Annotated in this window: 22 protein-coding genes and 1 riboswitch; of the genes, 7 read left to right on the top strand and 15 right to left on the bottom strand. The window is 41.5% G+C overall.

The window, feature by feature from the left end; translation table 11 throughout:
- Positions 1 to 207 precede the first annotated feature (207 nt).
- On the top strand, positions 208 to 1,401 hold the full coding sequence (locus AC1Q59_RS19900) for a dicarboxylate/amino acid:cation symporter (protein ID WP_492367612.1): 1,194 nt from the start codon (positions 208 to 210) through the stop codon (positions 1,399 to 1,401).
- A 41-nt stretch (positions 1,402 to 1,442) separates the two neighbouring features.
- Here AC1Q59_RS19900 and AC1Q59_RS19895 read toward each other — a convergent pair whose 3' ends face one another.
- The 13 genes from AC1Q59_RS19895 to AC1Q59_RS19835 all read right to left on the bottom strand — a co-directional run bounded on the left by AC1Q59_RS19895 (position 1,443) and on the right by AC1Q59_RS19835 (position 11,873).
- On the bottom strand, positions 1,443 to 2,066 hold the full coding sequence (locus AC1Q59_RS19895; RefSeq protein ID WP_492367611.1) for a histidine phosphatase family protein: 624 nt from the start codon (positions 2,064 to 2,066) through the stop codon (positions 1,443 to 1,445).
- Positions 2,063 to 2,788: an ATP-binding protein gene (locus tag AC1Q59_RS19890; protein WP_492367610.1), complete on the bottom strand. Its 726-nt coding sequence runs from the start codon at positions 2,786 to 2,788 to the stop codon at positions 2,063 to 2,065. Before AC1Q59_RS19890 ends, AC1Q59_RS19895 begins: the two co-directional genes overlap by 4 nt.
- On the bottom strand, positions 2,785 to 3,279 hold the full coding sequence (locus AC1Q59_RS19885) for an ECF transporter S component (RefSeq protein ID WP_492367609.1): 495 nt from the start codon (positions 3,277 to 3,279) through the stop codon (positions 2,785 to 2,787). Before AC1Q59_RS19885 ends, AC1Q59_RS19890 begins: the two co-directional genes overlap by 4 nt.
- On the bottom strand, positions 3,276 to 3,863 hold the full coding sequence (locus AC1Q59_RS19880) for a cob(I)yrinic acid a,c-diamide adenosyltransferase (RefSeq protein ID WP_492367608.1): 588 nt from the start codon (positions 3,861 to 3,863) through the stop codon (positions 3,276 to 3,278). The genes AC1Q59_RS19885 and AC1Q59_RS19880 overlap by 4 nt, the downstream gene beginning before the upstream one ends.
- 13 nt (positions 3,864 to 3,876) lie before the next feature.
- Positions 3,877 to 4,317 (bottom strand): bifunctional adenosylcobinamide kinase/adenosylcobinamide-phosphate guanylyltransferase, encoded by a 441-nt coding sequence (locus tag AC1Q59_RS19875; RefSeq protein WP_492367607.1) that lies wholly within the window; start codon positions 4,315 to 4,317, stop codon positions 3,877 to 3,879.
- Positions 4,269 to 4,886, bottom strand: coding sequence for a histidine phosphatase family protein (locus AC1Q59_RS19870; RefSeq protein ID WP_492367606.1), 618 nt, complete (start codon positions 4,884 to 4,886; stop codon positions 4,269 to 4,271). Before AC1Q59_RS19870 ends, AC1Q59_RS19875 begins: the two co-directional genes overlap by 49 nt.
- On the bottom strand, positions 4,844 to 5,635 hold the full coding sequence (gene cobS / locus AC1Q59_RS19865) for an adenosylcobinamide-GDP ribazoletransferase (RefSeq protein ID WP_492367605.1): 792 nt from the start codon (positions 5,633 to 5,635) through the stop codon (positions 4,844 to 4,846). The genes AC1Q59_RS19870 and cobS overlap by 43 nt, the downstream gene beginning before the upstream one ends.
- The gene (locus tag AC1Q59_RS19860; protein WP_492367604.1) at positions 5,623 to 6,210 is read right to left on the bottom strand and encodes a bifunctional adenosylcobinamide kinase/adenosylcobinamide-phosphate guanylyltransferase; all 588 of its coding nucleotides are present in this window, start codon (positions 6,208 to 6,210) and stop codon (positions 5,623 to 5,625) included. Before AC1Q59_RS19860 ends, cobS begins: the two co-directional genes overlap by 13 nt.
- On the bottom strand, positions 6,192 to 7,268 hold the full coding sequence (cobD, locus tag AC1Q59_RS19855) for a threonine-phosphate decarboxylase CobD (RefSeq protein WP_492367603.1): 1,077 nt from the start codon (positions 7,266 to 7,268) through the stop codon (positions 6,192 to 6,194). Before cobD ends, AC1Q59_RS19860 begins: the two co-directional genes overlap by 19 nt.
- The gene (gene cbiB / locus AC1Q59_RS19850) at positions 7,243 to 8,214 is read right to left on the bottom strand and encodes an adenosylcobinamide-phosphate synthase CbiB (RefSeq protein ID WP_492367602.1); all 972 of its coding nucleotides are present in this window, start codon (positions 8,212 to 8,214) and stop codon (positions 7,243 to 7,245) included. Before cbiB ends, cobD begins: the two co-directional genes overlap by 26 nt.
- Positions 8,211 to 9,677 (bottom strand): adenosylcobinamide amidohydrolase, encoded by a 1,467-nt coding sequence (locus AC1Q59_RS19845; protein WP_492367601.1) that lies wholly within the window; start codon positions 9,675 to 9,677, stop codon positions 8,211 to 8,213. Before AC1Q59_RS19845 ends, cbiB begins: the two co-directional genes overlap by 4 nt.
- Positions 9,678 to 9,679: 2 nt before the next feature.
- Entirely contained in the window at positions 9,680 to 10,678 is a 999-nt protein-coding gene (locus AC1Q59_RS19840) for a FecCD family ABC transporter permease (RefSeq protein WP_492367635.1), read from the bottom strand.
- 166 nt (positions 10,679 to 10,844) lie between these two features.
- Positions 10,845 to 11,052, bottom strand: a riboswitch (cobalamin riboswitch).
- 47 nt (positions 11,053 to 11,099) lie between these two features.
- Complete coding sequence (locus AC1Q59_RS19835; protein ID WP_492367600.1) at positions 11,100 to 11,873, bottom strand: hypothetical protein; 774 nt, start codon at positions 11,871 to 11,873, stop codon at positions 11,100 to 11,102.
- 260 nt (positions 11,874 to 12,133) lie between these two features.
- On the opposite strand from AC1Q59_RS19835, the gene mgtE reads away from it, so the two are divergent.
- Together mgtE and AC1Q59_RS19825 are read left to right on the top strand one after the other, a co-directional pair.
- Entirely contained in the window at positions 12,134 to 13,492 is a 1,359-nt protein-coding gene (gene mgtE, locus AC1Q59_RS19830) for a magnesium transporter (protein ID WP_492367599.1), read from the top strand.
- A gap of 97 nt (positions 13,493 to 13,589) precedes the next feature.
- A complete protein-coding gene (locus AC1Q59_RS19825; protein ID WP_492367598.1) occupies positions 13,590 to 14,801 on the top strand; it encodes an FtsW/RodA/SpoVE family cell cycle protein in 1,212 nt (403 codons plus the stop codon).
- Between the two features lie 52 nt (positions 14,802 to 14,853).
- Here AC1Q59_RS19825 and AC1Q59_RS19820 read toward each other — a convergent pair whose 3' ends face one another.
- Entirely contained in the window at positions 14,854 to 15,726 is an 873-nt protein-coding gene (locus AC1Q59_RS19820) for a sulfite exporter TauE/SafE family protein (protein WP_492367597.1), read from the bottom strand.
- Positions 15,727 to 15,867: 141 nt separating this feature from the next.
- On the opposite strand from AC1Q59_RS19820, the gene AC1Q59_RS19815 reads away from it, so the two are divergent.
- From AC1Q59_RS19815 to AC1Q59_RS19800, 4 genes are all read left to right on the top strand, one after another.
- A complete protein-coding gene (locus AC1Q59_RS19815) occupies positions 15,868 to 16,449 on the top strand; it encodes a YqaA family protein (RefSeq protein ID WP_492367596.1) in 582 nt (193 codons plus the stop codon).
- Between the two features lie 136 nt (positions 16,450 to 16,585).
- Positions 16,586 to 17,020 (top strand): Dps family protein, encoded by a 435-nt coding sequence (locus AC1Q59_RS19810; protein WP_492367595.1) that lies wholly within the window; start codon positions 16,586 to 16,588, stop codon positions 17,018 to 17,020.
- 124 nt (positions 17,021 to 17,144) lie between these two features.
- Positions 17,145 to 17,792 carry a VC0807 family protein gene (locus AC1Q59_RS19805; protein WP_492367594.1) on the top strand — a complete coding sequence of 216 codons (648 nt, stop codon included), beginning with the start codon at positions 17,145 to 17,147 and terminating at the stop codon, positions 17,790 to 17,792.
- A gap of 69 nt (positions 17,793 to 17,861) precedes the next feature.
- Positions 17,862 to 18,755, top strand: coding sequence for an EamA family transporter (locus AC1Q59_RS19800; RefSeq protein WP_492367593.1), 894 nt, complete (start codon positions 17,862 to 17,864; stop codon positions 18,753 to 18,755).
- A 113-nt stretch (positions 18,756 to 18,868) separates the two neighbouring features.
- Here AC1Q59_RS19800 and AC1Q59_RS19795 read toward each other — a convergent pair whose 3' ends face one another.
- Entirely contained in the window at positions 18,869 to 19,891 is a 1,023-nt protein-coding gene (locus AC1Q59_RS19795; RefSeq protein WP_492367592.1) for a siderophore ABC transporter substrate-binding protein, read from the bottom strand.
- Between the last annotated feature and the right edge of the window lie 55 nt (positions 19,892 to 19,946).

Raw genomic sequence — 19,946 nt, 5'->3', positions numbered from 1 at the left:
TTAATATAATTTCAACATTTGAACAGAATCATCTTAGACCCCTTAGTAAATATATATTCATCAAAGATATTTAAAAAGTCCCCACAAATGTTCAGAATTAATATAATCATTTTGCTTTTTATTAGATAGTAATTTTTTATTAACTTCCCTCTAAAAATACGTTATAATCCACCTAAAGAATACAACTGTTCATTTAAGGAGGACACAATGAAGAAGTTTGGACTACTCCCTAGAATAATTTTAGCCATAGGATTAGGTATTGCCGTTGGTCTGGTTTCTCCAGATTGGCTTACAAAAATTTTTGCCACATTTAACGGATTGTTTGGCAACTTCCTGGGATTTGCCATTCCTCTGATCATTATCGGATTTATCGCACCTGGAATTGGAACAATGGGAAAAGGGGCGGGCAAGCTTCTTGGCATTACAACTGGGATCGCTTATGGTTCAACAATCATTGCCGGTCTATTTGCCTACTTTACCGCTACAACTCTCTACCCAGTCATTTTAAAGAATCAAAGTTTAAAAGAATTTGGAAATCCGGAAGAAGCTTTGCTCTCACCCTATTTTACGGTGGATATGCCGCCTATTATGGGTGTCATGTCCGCGCTGCTTATGGCCTTTACAATTGGATTAGGGTTAGCATCCATTAAAGGGGATGCCCTGCAAAACGCTATGAATGATTTCCGTGATATCGTAGAAAAGTTAATCGAAAAGACGATTATCCCTTTATTGCCGATCCATATTTTTGGTATCTTCGCGAACATGACTCAAGGCGGACAAGTTAGTGCCATCATGAGCGTATTTGCCAAAGTATTTGTTATGATTATCGCTCTTCATATTATTTATTTGCTTGTTCAATATTCAGTGGCAGGAAGTGCAGCCAGGAAAAACCCGCTAAAAATGTTGAAAGAAATGCTCCCTGCCTATTTCACAGCATTAGGAACACAGTCTTCTGCTTCGACCATTCCCGTTACATTAAAACATGCTAAAAAAATTGGCGCACGTGAAAAGACAGCTGATTTTGCCGTTCCTTTATTAGCGACGATTCACCTATCCGGAAGTACGATTACACTTGTCAGCTGCTCCATTGCTGTCATGATGCTGCAGGGACAGACAGCAAGTTTTTCTACATTACTTCCGTTTATATTAATGCTTGGCATTACAATGATTGCAGCTCCCGGAGTTCCTGGAGGTGCCGTTATGGCTGCCCTCGGCCTGCTTGAATCCATGCTGGGATTTACCGACACCATGCTTGCATTAATGATTGCTCTTTATTTAGCACAAGACAGCTTCGGAACTGCCTGTAACGTAACCGGTGATGGCGCCATAACTGTCATCGCAGACAAAGTAAGCTGCAAAAAATCAATATCCAAGCTGCAGCAGACAGCTAAAGCTAGCTGACAGCATAGAAAAAGGCGCAGATTTAATTTCTGCGCCCTTTTCTATGATTCCTTGCAATGCTTCGTACATCCCTCAAGCTGAAGTTCCATCTTCCCTTCTTCTATTCTTACAATGGTTAAGCTTGTACCATGGATAAACGGCGGCGCCCAAATTTGATCAATATTCCACTTTCGGCAAAGCAGGTAAAGCGCTTTGATGACCACGCCATGTGTGACAACAAGGACATTGCCGGATGATAGGCTCTTTTGCAGATCTGCAAAAAACTCATCCACTCGATGGAGGACATCAAGAAAGGTTTCTCCTTTTGCACCTCTAAATGAGGAAGGGTCATTCCAGTAGGCATAAAAGGCTTCAGGGTCGCGTTCTTCTATCTCCTTTTGCGTTAACCTCTGCCATACCCCTAAATCAATTTCCATCAACCGTTCATCCGTTTCCAGCTGTATGGCCCTGTTACCCTTCACAAGCTCAGCTGTTTTAACGGTTCTTCCGCTGGGCGAGGATAGGATTCTGACAAAGTCTATATCCTTTAGCCGGTCTCCTAAAGAAAGAGCATCTTTAATTCCTTTTTCTGTTAAAGCTGAATCCAGTCTTCCCTGTGAACGCATTTCGGTATTCCACTGCGTTTCTCCGTGTCTTGCGACATATACATTTAGCAACTTTCTCACTTCAATTCTATGTTTATTTCATGAAAATATTGGCCTGCCATTGTTTGAACTTCCCCCGCTTTTTCCTTTGGGAAAGCAATAATAAAGCATGTAGATGGTCCTGAGGATTTTTTCAGGTCTATCGTTGTCTGGACCTGGACCATGTGCTCCTCGAAGCCTCTATCAGCGAAAATCTGATTCAGTTCATATAGAATTCCCTTTGATCCTACCGGCTGCAAAACAATATCCGGCATGGAACAGAACTGTTTGAATAAGGACAGCGGGGCAATCTCTTGCTTTCTTTCCATTACTTCATTCCCAACTAAAGGTGCACCAATCACAGCCAGTTGTACCCTGTCGGTAATTGGCACTTCGCCTATAACACTATTACTCCTTTTGCCAAGGACCATTATGCCAATCGCGGATTGCATAAGGGAAAAATTGCTTTCCGTACTGCCGGTTACCGAAATTCCTTCCATGCCCAGCTCCTTCTTACCTTGGCTGATCCCATTCATTAGGTCTTTCCATGCCGCATTACCGCAAAAATTTTGCACAGTCAAAGCAAAGGGAGAAGCTCCAGCTGCCATACATTCCATAACCGCCGTTCTGAAACAGAAATAAGAAACCATCTCATAAGGGACATGAACAGCATCCATTTCCTTGACCCCAATGGCCCCGCTATTATCGCACGCAATAATAATGGACTCCCCTTTGCTGAACGGAATCACTTGAACATCCCTCAACGATGAGCACTTGCCTTTACAAGAATAGGCTTAAGCAGATGTGCCAACCTTGGAATTAAAACAAGTGCGATAGCTGTATTTATCGCAGAGCCTATCATTAAAGACCCAACGATGGAAAAATAGAATGATGTACCCATGAAAAAAATAAAAGGGACAGGTGCCGCTAGCGAGTTTCCCAGAAAGAAGACCATTCCTGCCAGCCGCTTATTTCCCCTGCGGTAAATTAATGAAAAAACAAAGGCTAAAATCGCCATTTCTATGGCAATGATCCCATGAAAAGGCCCCATTGGCATTCCGCCTAAAAATGCAGAGAGCAAATGCCCAAAGGCACCAACAGCCGCACCGGCCGGCCCGCCTAGAAGGGCAGCAGCCAGCAAGGCAGGAAAGGAGTCTAACGCCACACTCGCTATCACAGCTGGTATCTTGATGGCCGCTCCAATGACTGTAAGAGCGATCAGCAGGCTGATCAAAGCCAATCTTAAGCTTTTCACTTCTTATCCTCCTTCGGCTTTACATCGCGAAAGACCTTGGCACTGCGGATATATTCCACATCCTTTTCGTTCAAGCGGAAATTGATTACCCTTGCGGCAGCAAAGAAATAATCTGATAACCTATTTAAATACTTCAAGGGGATTTCGGAAACCTCAGGATCGGCTTTCATTAGGGAAACTACCAGTCTTTCAGCCCTCCTTGTTACAGTACGGGCAATATGAATGGACGCTGCTGCCGGGGTTCCTCCAGGCAGTATAAAGCGTTCCAGATTGGGTGCTTCGTCCGTATATTCATCCACTTTTTTCTCTAAGTAGTCAATAGACTCTTGTTTCAGCTTGAGCTCTCGGTTTTTCATCACATTAGCAAGATCGCCGCCGCAATCAAATAACTCATGCTGAATTTTCTCCAAATCGCCAAGCACATCCTGGAATTTTTCTGGGCTTAATTGTGTCACCGCCTGGCCAACAAAGCAGTTTACCTCATCAACTGTTCCATAGGCTTCCACGCGAATATCGTCTTTTTCCACTCTCCCGCCGATAATACTTGTCTTACCCTTATCGCCTGTACGAGTATAAATTTTCATTTTCAACAGCCCCTTATTTTATTTTTTGGCTAATCCCATACCAGATTAGATCAGCGTATTTTGCCGCTTGAACTGCATCCTGGTAGGCCCAGCCTGTTAGATCCCGCCATTTACGTTCTTTTTCAGAAACAGGTACAATTCCTTTGGTGATATCGGTCCCTATTAATATGACCTTTCGCTTAGAGTCATGATTTTCCCATGCCGCTAATTGATTTAGCAGCAGCTGCCATTTCTTCCGCGACTGATTAAGATCAAACATTAAGGCCCATCCCTTCAGCAACGTTTCAACACCTTCGATAATTAAAAGATCTTCACCTTCTATAGTTGCCATGATATCGGACGGGAAGCTTTTTTCATAACAGGAGATCCAGCGATAAGAGGCTTCCTCTAATTGATAATATTCCTTTACCCATTTTGACTTTCCATTAAAGGAACCTCCTGTAATAAAATGCATCGTTTTCCCTCCCTAAGATAATCACGCTTCCAAATAAGTTCATAGCCTTGCCCATATTCAATTTTCCAGTCCCAAAATCCTTTTTTCTCAGGGGCCCATTTTGTCAGAAGAAAACGGATCACCCCGCCGTGTGTGATAATAGCTGCCCGTTTTGCATTCGACTGGAACGTCGTCTTTATGGCTGCTTCAAATCCCCGATCTACCCTTGCAGTAAATTCGGAAAATGCTTCGCCTTCTGGCGGCCTTTCTGTCAATGGGTCTGACAGCCATCGCCGATAAACAGCATCCTCCTTTAATTCCTCATACGTCATTTGTTCCCAGCATCCGAAATTAATTTCCCTCAAATCCGGCAAGATAAATGGCTGCATGAAAGGAAACACTAGTTTTGCTGTTTCAAGGCATCTGCCCAAATCACTCGAAAAAAGAATCTCATAAGCGGATCCCGGTGGACAAATCTTTTTTCCTTCATTTGGACAAAGCTTAGAATCTGACCAGCCTAAATAGGCATGGCGCTTATTTGCCTCTGTCAGCCCATGGCGAAATAATGCAATAGCCAGAGTGTCATCCACAGCAGCACCTCCGTTCCTTCCACACTTGCCCCAAGTACATCCCCAGTCATTCCGCCAAACCAGCTCACGACTTTTTTATGTAAAAACAGCAGGATAAGCAATGATGCACAAAAAACAATCAGAATTTCCAAAAGCAGCTCTCGGCTGTATAAGAAAGCAGGAATAAGCAAAATGAGCAAATACACTGGATAGGATTTCAATGTTCTGTTATTTGCTGCCTGCTTAAATAACGACCCCAGCCCCGCTTTTTTGGCACTTTTCACCTTTATTAGCAGCACCCCCATGACCATCTTGCTAAAAAAGGGCAATAAGGCGATCAGCCAATAAGAATCAGGCTTCAATCTTTCAATAATTTCATAAATGAAGAAGAACCTGCAGCTTAACAGCACAATAACAGAAAGAACTCCGAAGGCCCCTGTTCGCGGGTCACTCATGATCTCAAGCCGTTTTTCCCTTTCCTGATAGGAAAAGAAGGCATCACTGGTATCCATCCATCCATCAAGATGAATGCCGCCCGTAAGAAATATTCCTGCCAGCCACAGACAGAAGGCAGCTGTCAGGACAGAGAAAGGTGTCCAATTGGAAATAGCATATAGGACAAAGGCATAGATGCCGCCTTGAATAAGTCCAAGAAAGGGAAAAGATCTTATCGCCTTTTCTAAATGAACATTATCCATCGGCAGCTCCAGGCGTATCGGAATCGAAGTGAAGAACTGCAAATTAATCAGCAGGCCCTTTAGCCATTGCATTTCGGCTCCCTTCCTTTCATCAGCAAAGGAATGCCTGCTTCTATCAGAAATGCCTGGCTTGCTCTCTCTACTATCCTCTGATGAAGCTTTCCTAGGATTTTGCTGTAGGCAAGAACAAGCTCATTACTTCCCAGCGGTTCATGTAATACCTCATTGCTGACAATAATCAGCACACAGGCGTTTTTCCTGATTTGATTGACTCCCTCGATAATAGAATTCATCACCTGCTGTTGAAAGGCTTGATCCTTCAAGTCAGACGCATGGCTAAATAATTCATTGTTTAATAATGTAGTTAAGCAATCAAGCAGAATAATATCAGTCTTCAAAAAATTCCCCGCAATTTTTTTTAACCCGACAGGCTGTTCCCATGTCGTCCAATGTAAGCCGCTCTTCTTGCGATCATGCCTGTGCTTTTCAATCCTATTTTCCATCTCCAAATCACTTGCCTGCCCCGCGGCAATATAATGAAGCTGTCCATTTTGCTTATTTGCATAATCAGCAGCAAGTTTTTCGGCAAAACAGCTCTTCCCGCTTCTGACTCCGCCACTGATAAAAATTAAGGAAGATTCCGCCATTTTTTAAGCGCCTCCATAAGAATATAGTTATGCTGTGGACCTTTTACAGCGAAGCGGAGCCATTCTCCTTCCAATCCAATAAAGTTCATCGTATGCCTTGGGATAATCCCCTGCTGGAGGAAAAATTCAAAGAGCGGCAGCTGGTTACCTAACAAAGGATCTTTTAAAAGATAAAAATTTACCCTTGATGGCGAGCTCAAGAAATGTTTTTCTGCAAAAAATGCAAATAAACGATTTCTTTCACGCGCAATAAGCTCCCGGGTTTCCTCAATATATTTATCACTATCAAGACACCATTCCCCTGCTTTTAACGCCAGAGCATTCATACTCCAATGAGGCTGCATACAGGCAAGTTTTCGGATGATAGCTTCGCTTGCCATAACATATCCTAAGCGCAATCCGGGAATGGCAAACATTTTGGTCATCGACCGGATGATAATGATATGTTCATAATCCTTTACCCAATCAGTAATAGATTCATATTCAGCGACAAAGTCATAAAAGGCCTCATCAATGATTAATAGACATCCATGTTCTTTGCAGGTTTCAGCTAGTGTTTGTATTTCAGATTTAGAATAATAAATCCCAGTAGGATTACATGGATTGCATAAGAATACGGCATCATACTGAATAATCAGGCTGCAAAGCTTCTCCAGATTTAGGTCCCAGCGCCCAGCCTCTAGCAGAAAGGAATCTGCCCTGCACCCATTGGTCCGGCAGGCCGCTTCATACTCTGAAAAGGCTGGCTGGATAATCAATGCTCTTTTTCCCCTTAGCATTCTTCCCACAAGGGAAATCAGCTCTGCACCGCCATTTCCTATTAAAATTTGTTCCTCATTCAGATCCTCTTTCACTGCAATTCTGCGCCTTAAGCATTTCCCTTTTGGATCAGGATAGTCTGCTATCATCTCGAACAGCTGCGGCCAATTCCTTTTTAATTGGGCAGGCGGTCCTAACGGATTAATGTTTGCACTAAAATCTATTTTTTCCTCTGGCATGACAAGATTCATTGCTTCATATAAATATTGCGGATTAGATCCATGTGCCGGCCATTTCAATGAACATTCCCCCTAGCCAAAGCATCATCAAAAATAACGGAACCGACTTTGATGTAATTTGATTCACCTTAAGTATGTGACTTTTATTTAATTCAGCGTAAGGCGGGCTTGGCCCCATAGTGGCGCGTACTGACATTATGCCTTTATAGTAATTGACTCCGCCAAGCTGGACGCCTAAAATAGCCGCCACGGCCGCTTCCCCCCAGCCTGAATTAGGACTAGGGTGCTTCTTCGCATCACGCAGCACAATTTCCCACACCTTTTTTGTCCCGGTAAATTGCGGCCGATTTCCTAAAAGAATGCAAATAGAGGTCAGTCTGCTTGGAATCAAGTTCAGCACATCATCAAACCGTGCTGAGGCCCACCCAAAATCCAGGTACCTATCATTCCGATATCCAACCATTGAATCACATGTATTAACGGCACGGTATATTAGTGCTAGCGGCGCTCCGCCAATAAGAGCCCAAAATAATGGGGCAGTAATTCCATCGCTTATATTCTCTGCAACCGTTTCAACAGCTGCTCTGACGATTTCCGGTTCACCAAGCTGGTCCGTATCCCTTCCAACGATATATGATAGCTTTTCACGGGCCTCAGGCAGACTGCCTTTTTCCAGCGGGTCATATACCGTAAGGGCCGCTTCCTTTAAGCTTTTTTGGGCAATCGTACTAGAGATAAGGAATGCTTCTGCAAGAATTCCTATAGCCGGATGAATGCTATAGAAGAGATAAACAATGCCAACAGAAATCCCCCCGACAGTCAGCAGAACCATGATAAGCATGAGGAGACCTTTTAACTTCTTTAACTCCCCGCTGTTCAAGCCCTTTTCAAGCTGATTGATCAAGGAGCCTATCCATTTGACCGGGTGCGGCCAACTCGGAGGATCACCAACTGCAAGATCAATAACAACAGCAATCGTTAGGGCAATCAAGTGGTATAGCATCATTTCTTCACTCTTTTGCGGCTTTTCCGGACTGCCTCAGCCGTGCATGAATAAACGGTTTGTCCGATTACCTTCCCTAAAGGGGTAATGGTTCCAGCAAAGTCATGCCTTTGTCCCCTTTGCGAAGCGGCAATCAAAATACTGTCAGTAGAAGTTCCAGTGGCAATCGTTCCTGTGACAGGGTCAATAATTTTCAGATCAAGCATGGCCTTAGCTTTCGCCTCGGTAGCCGTCATAATGCTTTGAATAAAAGCCTCCTCAGCTAAATCTCCATTGACAAACACCCATGTATTGATGGTGCCAGGCAGTGGGTGAAAGCAGTGCTCCGTACCTTTAGAAGCGTCAACGGCATTTCCGACCCCTGCTGTAACCACAACGAAAACAGAAAAATCACCCTGCTCCACGTACTTGAAGCTGACATCATCTAGTACAACAGCCGTCATCATCCCGACGGCATCACTTGGTTCAAAACCATTTTTTTTCAAATAGGCTGTCATTTCCTGCTTATGATCATCACAATTATAATCCTTGCTGACATGACGGTTGACAAACACCTGATACCAGCCTGTTCCTGAACCGACTACGCCAGAAGACATTGTACGAAGCGGGATAGGGGATTTTAGGACAATATGCTGATCCGATTGTTCCAGGAGATCCTCATTAATGAATGCGCTTGGTTCATCACTCGCATGATCAGGCAATAAAACTATTTGCGGAGCAGGTACTATTGGATGCGGCTGCTTTTGAATGTCTGTCCTATAAACCTTGCGGATTCGATCCTCTTTGAGCACTTCATTTGGCAAGTGATCAATTTGAACCTCGCCACTTTCTAAAAGCAATAAACGGTCACAATAAAGACCAGCAAGGTTCAGATCGTGAAAAATTGAAATAACGGTCAGGTTTCTTTCCCTTGTCCAGCCCCGCAATAAATCAAGCAGTTCCTTCTGAAAGGACAGGTCAAGATGGTTTGTCGGCTCATCTAGCAACAGAATTTCCGGTTCCTGAGCAAGAGCCTGGGCTAAGTAAACCCTTTGCCTTTCGCCCCCTGACAATTCATGTACATAATGATCTGCAAATGAAATAACTCCTGTTTGATCCATGGCCTCGTTTACAATGGATTCGTCTCTTTCCGACCAGGACTGAAACCAGCCTTTTTGGTGAGCATACCTTCCGAGGGAGACCGTCTCTTTTACGGTATAGGAAAACGAATGAAAGGAATGCTGGGGAAGAACAGCAAGAATTTTCGCCAATTCCTTTGCAGTGTAGTCCTTTACACATTTTCCCTTAAGAACGATTTCGCCGCTTTCATAAGGAAGTATACCTGTCAGCATTTTAATCAAGGTTGTCTTCCCGCTCCCATTTGGGCCAATAATTCCTAAAAGCTCGCCTTTTTCAAGCTCAAAGGATACATCTTTAATGATAGCGGCAGAAGAATAGCCGCCAGTTAACTTATGAACATTAAGCATCTTTACCCTCTTCTTTCTGGACGTCTATTCAGGAGGATGACTGCAAATACTGGGGCCCCAATAATGGCTGTAATTACACCGATAGGCAGCTCCCCTGGGGTGATAATGGTTCTTGCCGCCAGATCTGCAAGAATTAAAAAGCTTCCGCCTGTTAAAATTGACAAAGGCAATAGATGCCGATGATCAGGTCCCCATAATAATCTTGTTAAATGAGGAATTACCAGTCCCACAAAGCCGATTGTCCCTGATACAGCTACTGCTGAACCAGTTAGAATAGAGCCTGCGATCAGCACAAGCATCTTTCGCTTCTGAACGTCTACACCGATATGCTTCGCACGCTCTTCCCCAAAAGACATGGCATTTAACTCTCTCCCATTCAGAAGGAGCAGTACAGAGCCAGCAATGAAAAAGGGCAGGATTATTTGGACATATGGCCATCCTCGCATGGATACACTGCCAAGAAGCCAGCTGATAATCATCCTTAGCTCTTCTCCTGTTAAGGCAATCATGAGTGAAATTATCGCTCCTAAGAAAGAGCTGAATATAATGCCAGTTAAAATAATGGTTTCAACCTTCATGGACCTCTCCACTTTACGGGCAAACAGCAGCACAAGGAAAATGGTGATGAGGGAGAATAATACACTCAAAATAGGCAAGGTAAAACTTCCCGCGAATGGAATAGACAGACCGAAAAATAAGGTAATCACAGCACCAACTGAGGCACCGGAAGAAACACCAAGCGTATACGGATCAGCAAGCGGATTCCGCAATAACCCTTGAAAGGCAGCACCGGCGATGGCTAATGAAGCGCCAACTAAGCCAGCAAGAAGCACCCGAGGAAGCCTGATATTCATGACAATATTGACATACATTGGATTAATCGAATCACTTGGCGGCAATCCAAAAAGCTTAGCGCTAATTATATATACAATATCCCAGACAGGAACAGAGACCGTGCCAATAGAGATGCCCAATAATATTGATGAAATTAAAAAACACATTCCAAGAATGTAAGCTAATATTTTTCTAGTCTTCAAATTGATTAACTCCTTACCGAAAGCTAAAGGCCAAATAAAAAACATCTCCAAGATAAAAGGAGATGTTTGAAATTAGCAATGTAAAGAACAAGTAAGCCATTGCTTCAAACACCTCCTATCCTCGTAGGTTATGGCGCGCAGAAATCAGGCAGGTCTCCTGGCTTTTGGTCATTGCTTAAAGCAGCGCCTTCCCATACTTGTTGTATAGTGGCATTTGCAGCTTAGCTCCCAATTACAGTGGCGGGACCGCGTTGGAATTTAACCAACTTCCCTTTTAAGTCCTCAAATGCAGATAATTAACAATGCATTTGATAGACACCTTTTTCATAATGATATAAAGTTTTTATGCCTCTATTATACATCATTTTTCTTTGATGAAAATGTTTTAAAGATACACTTTCCATTCCCTTAGCTTTTTATCAAAAGCAAGCTTGGCATGGCAAGGCTCCTTTGAGACTGCTTCATAATTCTCATACATCTCATCCATATCGGAAAAATCGCCAGCAATCCAGATTGGTATTTCAATCTTCGTGCGGCTTTGCTCATTATCTTTAATTGAAAATACCGCACCCTCTCTCATAAGCTGCTTTAATGACCGGAGAATTTCGATTGGAATTGGCGGATAAGATCTTTTCTTCTTTATTCCGAGCAATGTCTTTTCCACCTTGGAATCAGCCATCTTCCCCGGTATTACTTCGCCAATCATCTTAAAAAAGTCCCCAAAATCATGGTAATAGGTTTTATTAATCCACCCATCATCATGGGCCAAATAAACGTATCTGTTTCCCAAATGATTGTAAAAAGGCGGCTTTAGATGTTCTTTTAAATGACCCAAGTAAAGAAGTTCGGCAATGGCCTGCCCAGAAAGTTCATTGAGGTCTTCTTCCTCCTCAAAATCAATCCAGCAAAAATCGCCGTACCCATAAACATCCTCTTCCATCAGCTTAGGCAATTTATCTTTAGGCACATATTCGAGAAGGGTATGCATATTAAAGTCCCCATCCTCATATTTTGACTTGAGCAAAAGAAGATTGTTAAGCGAATAGAATAAACTTTTGGCAAATTCCTGGAATTCAATACCATATGTAAGAACGTATTGATCACGTTCATTTAAATGAATATAAATGATATCCCGAATACTATGATTCCTTTTTTTCAATGGTGAAACCCCCGAAAAGATAGTAAGAAACCAATTTCTGCAATACTCATCTAAATAATATCAAAGTTTTGCATATTTAAGGAAAAATTTTTACAACAATTTGAACTTTTTCTTTCAAAATCGCCATTTGCCCTTAATATGGTAATAATACTTCCTTTCCAAGCAAGATCAAAATTTTTTATAATGTTAATGGGATTTATTATATAATAAGCTGGATTTGTTGTTTGAATTCCCTCTTAAGTGAAAGGAGTGTGAGAAGTATGATTCAAAGCATGTCAGAGGATCAAATCACTCTTCACATAATAAAGGCATTAAAGGATAACAAGAAAAAAGAATTTGAAACCATTCTTGATGAACTTCAGCCATATGATATTGCACAAATTTACAAGAACCTGCCAGAGAAGCATAAAGCACGCTTTTTAATTTTCATGAAAATAGACAGGCTGGCTGATTTAATCGAAGAGCTCACCAAGGAAGATCAGCTGAATGTCTTAAATAAATTGGGCATCGAAAAAACAGGTAAGGTCCTTGATTTAATGGACAATGATGACTTGGCTGATTTGCTTGATGAACTATCGCCGGAGAAAATTGCCTCCTTGCTTTCCGGAATGAAAAAAAGTGAATCACAGATTGTTCAGGACATCATGAAATATCCTCCGGAAACTGCCGGGCGCCTCATGACCAACCGGTTTGTCTGGATAAGGGATTACTATACCGTCATGGATGCAGTTGGAAAATTAAAGCTGTTTGCCGAATTTGCAGAAACCATTAATTACTTATATGTCATCGACCATGATCGAAAACTGGTTGGAGTTGTTTCCTATCGGGACCTGCTCATAGCCGAACCGGACGAATTAATCAGAAATATTATGTATGAGCGTGTGATTTCCGTTCAGGTAACCTCCGATCAAGAAGAATCGGCAAGACTGATTGAACGGTACGACTTCATGGCCATTCCCGTGGTAAATGAAGAAAATGTTCTTATGGGGATTGTCACCGTTGACGATATTATCGACGTCGTCATCCAGGAAGCTAACGAGGATTTTGAGAAACTTTCTGCCACAGGAAAGTCGATTGATTTCGAAACAAAAGCCTTCACGGCTGCCTATCGGAGACTGCCATGGCTGATTTTGCTTTTATTTATCGGAATATTATCCGGCAGCATTATCAGCGGCTATGAAGAGACACTGCAAAAGGTTGTTGCATTAGCCTTCTTTATGCCAATGATTTCAGGGATGACTGGAAATACCGGCACGCAATCTCTTGCCGTTGTTGTCAGGGGTCTTGCTTCCAATGATATTAATAAGAAGGTCATTACCAGGCTAATTATGAGAGAGTTTGGTGTGAGCTTGATTATCGGACTTGTATGCGGAATTCTTATTTCGCTTATTGCTTTTATCTGGCAAGGCAGCGCTATATTGGGCGTTGTAGTCGGGCTTTCTTTATTCCTGACCTTAATCATCGGAACCCTTGCAGGCACGATTATTCCATTAGTACTATATCGGGTTAACATTGACCCGGCAGTCGCCTCAGGTCCGCTTATTACGACACTAAATGACATTTTCTCGCTTGTCGCATACTTTGGAATTGCCACGATGTTTATTTCGCACCTAATGTAGTCGGTGCAGAACTGATTCATTACCCATTTTGATTGCTAGGGTATTTCATCTTTGTTACGATGAATGTAACTTTTGAACGAAAAACAGGTGTATAACGATGACTAAACCTATGAAAATATCGGATCGGTTTGACTGGACCTTATGTCTATTATTATTTTTATTTTTTCTAATCAGCTGTACAGCCATATACAGCGGACAAGCATCAGGGCAATACGAGGGAAACTTCGTCATAAGCCAAATCAAAAATTATATCATCGGAATTATTATTATTGCAGGAATCATGTACTTCGACATGGAGCAAATCAGGAGGCTCAGCTGGTTCTTATATGGAATAGGTATTTTGCTTCTAGTCGGACTTCTTATCGCACCTGAAGCACTTGTTCCGGAAATTAAAGGAGCAAGGCTCTGGTATAAGATCCCAAAGCTTGGATCTATCCAGCCTTCTGAGTTTGTCAAGGTTTTCCTTATTATTGCGCTAAGCAAAGTCATTGTAAGCCATTATGAAAAGTATATTGTAAAGACGCTGAAAACGGATTTTATTTTATTAGTAAAACTGGGACTTCTTACAGTTGTTCCATTAGGATTAATTATTGCAGATGATTTGGGGACAGCCCTTGTCATCATTGCGATTTTCACCGGAATCGTCTTAGTTTCAGGGATTTCATGGAAAATTATTGTTCCCATTTATAGTCTTGGGGGAGTATTTGCAGGTATTATCTTTTATCTTGCCATAAGAGCTCCCGAAATTCTGGAGAAATATCTAAAGGTTGATACTTATCAATTTTACCGCATTTATTCCTGGCTGGATCCTGTTGAGTTTAGACAAGGGGCCGGAATGCAGCTTTATAAATCGTTATTGGCCATTGGATCAGGACTGCTCACAGGCAAAGGCTTCGGTGATCGGCAAGTGTACATTCCCGATAGCCACACAGACTTTATCTTTAGTGTTATTGGCGAAGAATATGGCTTTATCGGCGGAAGCATTGTCATCAGCCTGTATTTTATCTTAATCTATCATTTAACCAAAATCGCCATGGATTCAAAGGATCCGTTCAATACGTATATTTGTGTCGGCATCATTAGCATGATTACTTTTCATGTATTCCAAAATATTGGCATGACTATCCAAGTGCTGCCAATTACAGGGATTCCGCTGCCATTCATCAGCTACGGGGGAAGCTCATTGATGGGCAATATGCTCGCCATGGGATTAATATTCAGCATTAAGTATCATGAGAGAAACTATATGTTTTCATCGGATGCCAACTACCCAGCCAAGCATGAAAAAAAGCGAAGAAGTTTATCTTAATATAAAAAAGGGCCTGATAGCCGCTAGTTTAAGCGGAATATCAGGCCCTTTTTTAGGAGGACTCCCTCACTTTTCTTTTGTAAAACTGTACTTTCATTACAGATCTAATTAAAAAATAGACAATGAATAATCCAAGGATGACCAGACCAGCCATTCCAAGGTTGAACAGCTTTAGCGCTACACTGATCAGCGTCGCAATATAGACTGTTCCCAATAGAAGGCTCACTTCACGGTTCTCATAATATACAGTCAGCTTTGCTCCAAAGGATGTACCAATCAGCCCCCCTGCCACAAGCAGCAGACTTAATTTATAATCTATCGGCACAGTTAACGCATAGGAAATAAAGGCTGCCGGAACAATGATAAAAATGGTAAAAAGGCTGGTCCCAACCGCCCTTTTAGGCTCGAGCCCCAAAAAGGCAACTGAAAGAGGAACAATAATAAATCCCCCGCCCACTCCTAAAGTCGTGGAAACAAATCCGGCAAAAGCTCCGATGAAAATCATTTTTATGATAGATGGCCGGTTAGCGGAATCACTTTGTTGCGCTGTCGCCTTTTTCCCCTGTTTTAGCATGGTTATTGCAAAATAACCGAGAAGGATGATGTAAAAGATCGGAATCACCGTTTCATCCCATCCCTTTCTTTCGAGCAATAAGACAAAAGGCCTTGCAAGCTGGGTGGCTACAACTCCGCTAAAGCCAAGAATCAGGCCATATTTCCAAATGATATTTTTTAGTCGAATATGTGTAGTAATTCCGGAAAAGGATGTTCCAAGTGTAAATAAAAGACTAGTGGTAACAGCCTCGATTGGGGAATACCCGAATAGCATCAAAAGTGGCGTAAGGATAAAACCACCGCCTACACCAAAGAATCCGGATAACACGCTAATTGCAGCTCCCAATAAAAAAAACAAAATTAAAATCATATAAAGTCTCCTCGTATTATAATCCCTCACCTATTATTGTAATAAAAATCCCCTATTTAATGCTAATCCTCCCTAATATATGACGAAAGGATTTGGAAATGATATAATTTGTCTAGTTTGTTTTTAAGGAGAAAGTAATCAATGTCTGAAATCATACATGCGATCGAAGAATGGCTAATGGAATATGGGGCATTAGGGTTATTCTTTGTGTCCTTTGCTGATTCCTCGTTTTTTCCCATCCCGCCGGATTTCGTCTTAATTCCAATGGGTATTGCAAACCCTGACAGCGCCCTTTGGTATGCTTTTTTAACAACCGCTGCATCTGTTCTTGGCGCAATCTTTGGATGGTTTATCGGAAAGAAATTAGGCAGGCCCATTCTAAAAAAATTCTTTTCAGAAAAAAATATCCAAAAGGTTGAATATTATTTTAATAAATATGGACCAATGGCCATTCTATTTTCAGCCTTAACACCAGTTCCATATAAAATCTTTACGATTTTCTCAGGTGTTTCTCAAATCCCGCTGCGGGTATTGGTAATCTGGTCCATTATTGGACGCGGACTCCGCTTCTTTCTCGAGGCTGCAATTATCATACTTCTCGGCGAAAAAGCGATGCCTTTTATTGAGGAAAACTTCTCAATGCTGACCATGATTATCGGTGCAATCCTGATTGCAGCCTATATTGTCTACCTCATTATTCAAAGGAAAAAGAATAAATCTTAAATTGAAAGTCCCGGAGAAAAGAGCTCCGGGATTTATTTTTATCTATTATTAATTAATAATAATTATAATTAAGTATTGATTTTAATTTTATATTTGTTATAATTTAATTAAAGAAACCACTAGGAGGTCATGCTTAATGGAAAATCTATATGCATCAATGAATACACAAATTGCTAACTGGAGCGTTTTATACACAAAACTTCATCACTATCATTGGTTTGTTAAGGGCCCACTGTTCTTTACCCTTCATGAAAAATTCGAGGAGCTGTATAATGAATCAGCAAATACAGTCGATGAATTAGCAGAAGCCCTTCTTGCCATCGGCGGTACACCTGCAGCAACTATGAAAGAGTATTTAAGCCTAGCTGTCATTGAGGAAGCAAATAAAGAACAAACTGCCAATGAGATGGTGGCAGCCCTTTTAGCCGACTATAAGCAATTAAAGGTTGGAGTTAAGGATCTGGCTGAACTGGCAGATAAAAATGGCCAGGATGCCATCAACGATCTGGCTGTGGGACTAACTGGACAGCTTGATAAACATATTTGGATGCTTAGCGCCTACTTAGGATAATAATGGGAAATGGGAGAAGAGCCAGTGAAGAGAAACACTGGCTCTTTTTTTTACTTTTCGGGAGGAATTTTCGTTCTATAAAATGAACTATTAAAATATGAATTTCATTAAAGGAAGTGAAGTGTTGAAAAATAATGTTGTTGTTCTTGATATCATTTTCTATGTAGTTCTCCCTTTGGCCGTGTGGAATCTTGGCCGCGATCTGCTCGGTGATTATATAGCCATGATCATTTCCACCATTCCAGGAATTCTTTATAGCCTGTACCGCTTTTTTGAGCTAAAGAAAGTCAATTTCTTTGGACTCTTTTTGTTATCTAATTTAATCATTACCTTCCTCATCGATGTTCTGGCGGGATCAGCCATTCAGCTTTTATGGAATAATGTGATTTATGCGTACATACTTGGGTCAATTTTTCTTGTAACCATAATGGTGAAAAAGCCAATATTTTTATACGTGACACTCGATTTAGTGGAGCTGCAAGGAAATGACCGAGGCGAAATGGAAGAGCTTTTCTATAGTAAAAGAATCTTATCCATATTTAACTGGATCACCGCGGGCTTTGCCCTTAAATTTATTATTCTTGCTGCCATAAAAACTTGGCTGATTCAGCAATACGGAGTAGAAGCCTTTGATAAAGGCATTATTCTCCGCCAGGCGCTGAACTGGGGCTTTACCATTATTTCATTAAGCGGGTTTTATTTTATCAATAGAGAACTTGGAAAATCACAAACGCCACCCATTGATTCCAATAACTCTGAAAGCCCAACCTAAAACGTTTCCACTGTGCTTTTGGAAAAATGATATGATATTCATTGATATCACTATCAAGGAGCTTATGAAATGTTAAACGTAAAGTATTCTCTTTTTATATTTATTGGGGCGTGCAGCTACGGGGTTTTGGCATCCATTGTCAAATTAGGGCTGAAATCCGGGCATAGTGTCTACGAATTAATCAGTAGCCAATATCTTTTTGGCCTTATCCTATTATTAGTAACAATCCCTTTTATCAAGCGGGTTAAAATCCCCTTCAGACAGGCGGCAGGCCTTATGCTGACTGGCACAGCTTTAAGTCTGACAGGCATTTTTTACGGATTAAGTCTTGAACGTACCTCGGCTTCACTGGCGATTGTCCTCTTATTTCAATTTACTTGGATTGGTATTTTAATAGAGTCGATTTACGAAAGAAAGCTGCCGGGCAAGGGAAAGATCGCTGCAGTTATTTTCCTTATTGCAGGAACAGTTTTTGCAAGCAAGCTCTTATCTAGCACGGAGCACCATTTTCAAGCAGACGGCCTTTTTTATGGCATCCTTGCTGCTTTTTGCTACGCCATTTTCATGTTTGCAAGCGGAAAAGTGGCACCAGGTGTCCCAAGCCTTCAAAGAAGTATTTTTATGACACTGGGCGGCTTACTAATCCTACTGATTATTTTTGGCCCATTCCTTATTAAAAATGGGGTCCAATTCTCAGGACTTTGGAAGTTTAGTCTGCCAATGGCCTTTTTTGGAGCGATTTTCCCTATCGTCCTTTTTGCGATTGGCACACCAAAAGTCGAAGCAGGTCTTGCAACAATCCTTGGCTCTGCAGAGCTTCCAGCTGCAGTTGCGGCTGCCATGCTTATTCTTGGTGAAAAAATAACCGCGGGTCAAATCGTTGGAATTATTCTCATCTTAATTGGGATTTCTATTCCGCAGCTGCGTTTTCAGAAATTTTTCCAGAAAAGATTAAAAATATAGCTAATGACGCTGGAACTGCTAGTGACTCCGAAAAAGGCACTCCAATTATTAGACAGTAAAAAGGCTGCCAGAAAATCAGTTTTCACTGACTTTCCGAACAGCCTTTTTTCATACTATTTTAATTCAGCTAAAATTTCTTCGATTTTTTCAAGCTCAGATTGTAAGCCGCCCCCGCTTAGGTACCAAAGTACACCATCTAAATAAACGATTCGTTTGTTTTGATATGCTTGTGTTTTCTGGATTATTTTATTTTCCATATCTTTATTGATATTTGATTGGCCGCCTACCGCTGCTGTACGGTCGATAACGAACAATACTTCTGGGTCAAATTCTAGAATTGCTTCGAAGCCAAAGTTAGAGCCGTGGGAAGAAGATGCGATATCTTCTGTTACTGGTTTGAAGCCGTAAATATCATAAATGTAACCAAATCGAGAGTTTGATGCGAAACCTGATAATTTCCCTTCGTTGTACATTGTAACTAATGAAGTTTTATAGTTACCAGATAAAGCCTTCACTTCTTCTAAAGCTGAATCAATTTTTGCTTTGTATTCATCTGCCTCAGCTTCTTTGCCAAACATTTTAGCTGCAACATCTACAGATGCTAGAAATGTATTCCAGTAGTCATCCTGAGATGTTCCAACAAATACTACAGGTGCGATTTCCTTTAATTCCTCATAGTACGGTGCCAGACGGCCTGAAATAAAAATAGCGTCTGGGCCAATTTCTGCGATATCTTCAAGTAATGGTTCTTTTAAAGTTCCGACATTTACATAGTCATCGCTAGCATAGGCTTCAAGGCTATCTGGCAAGCTAGAATCTTGCGGAACCCCAACAATTCCTTCAACGCCTAGTGCATCTAATGTATCTAGAAAACCATAATCAAATACAACAATCTTTTCTGGCATAGAGTCAAATGTTACATCTTCAAAGTCTACTGCTCCCGCTTCTTCAGTTTCAGTTGCAGTAAGTGTTGGAGATACCGTCATTGGATATTGCCCTGCTGCTGTCTCCGTTCCTTGTTCTTCGGCAGCGTTGGTCTCATTTGCCTTTTCTGGTGCTGCCTCATCATCATTTCCGCATGCAGCCAGAGCTAAAGTTAGTGCCAGCAGTGCACTTGCTAATTTCCACTTTTTCATTGTGTCCTCTCCTTTTAATACATATGTAAATTTTTTAATTAAAAATGAGAATCAT

The sequence above is a fragment of the Cytobacillus sp. MT66 genome, from assembly GCF_058792595.1.
This window is presented reverse-complemented; position numbering and strand designations above follow the sequence as displayed.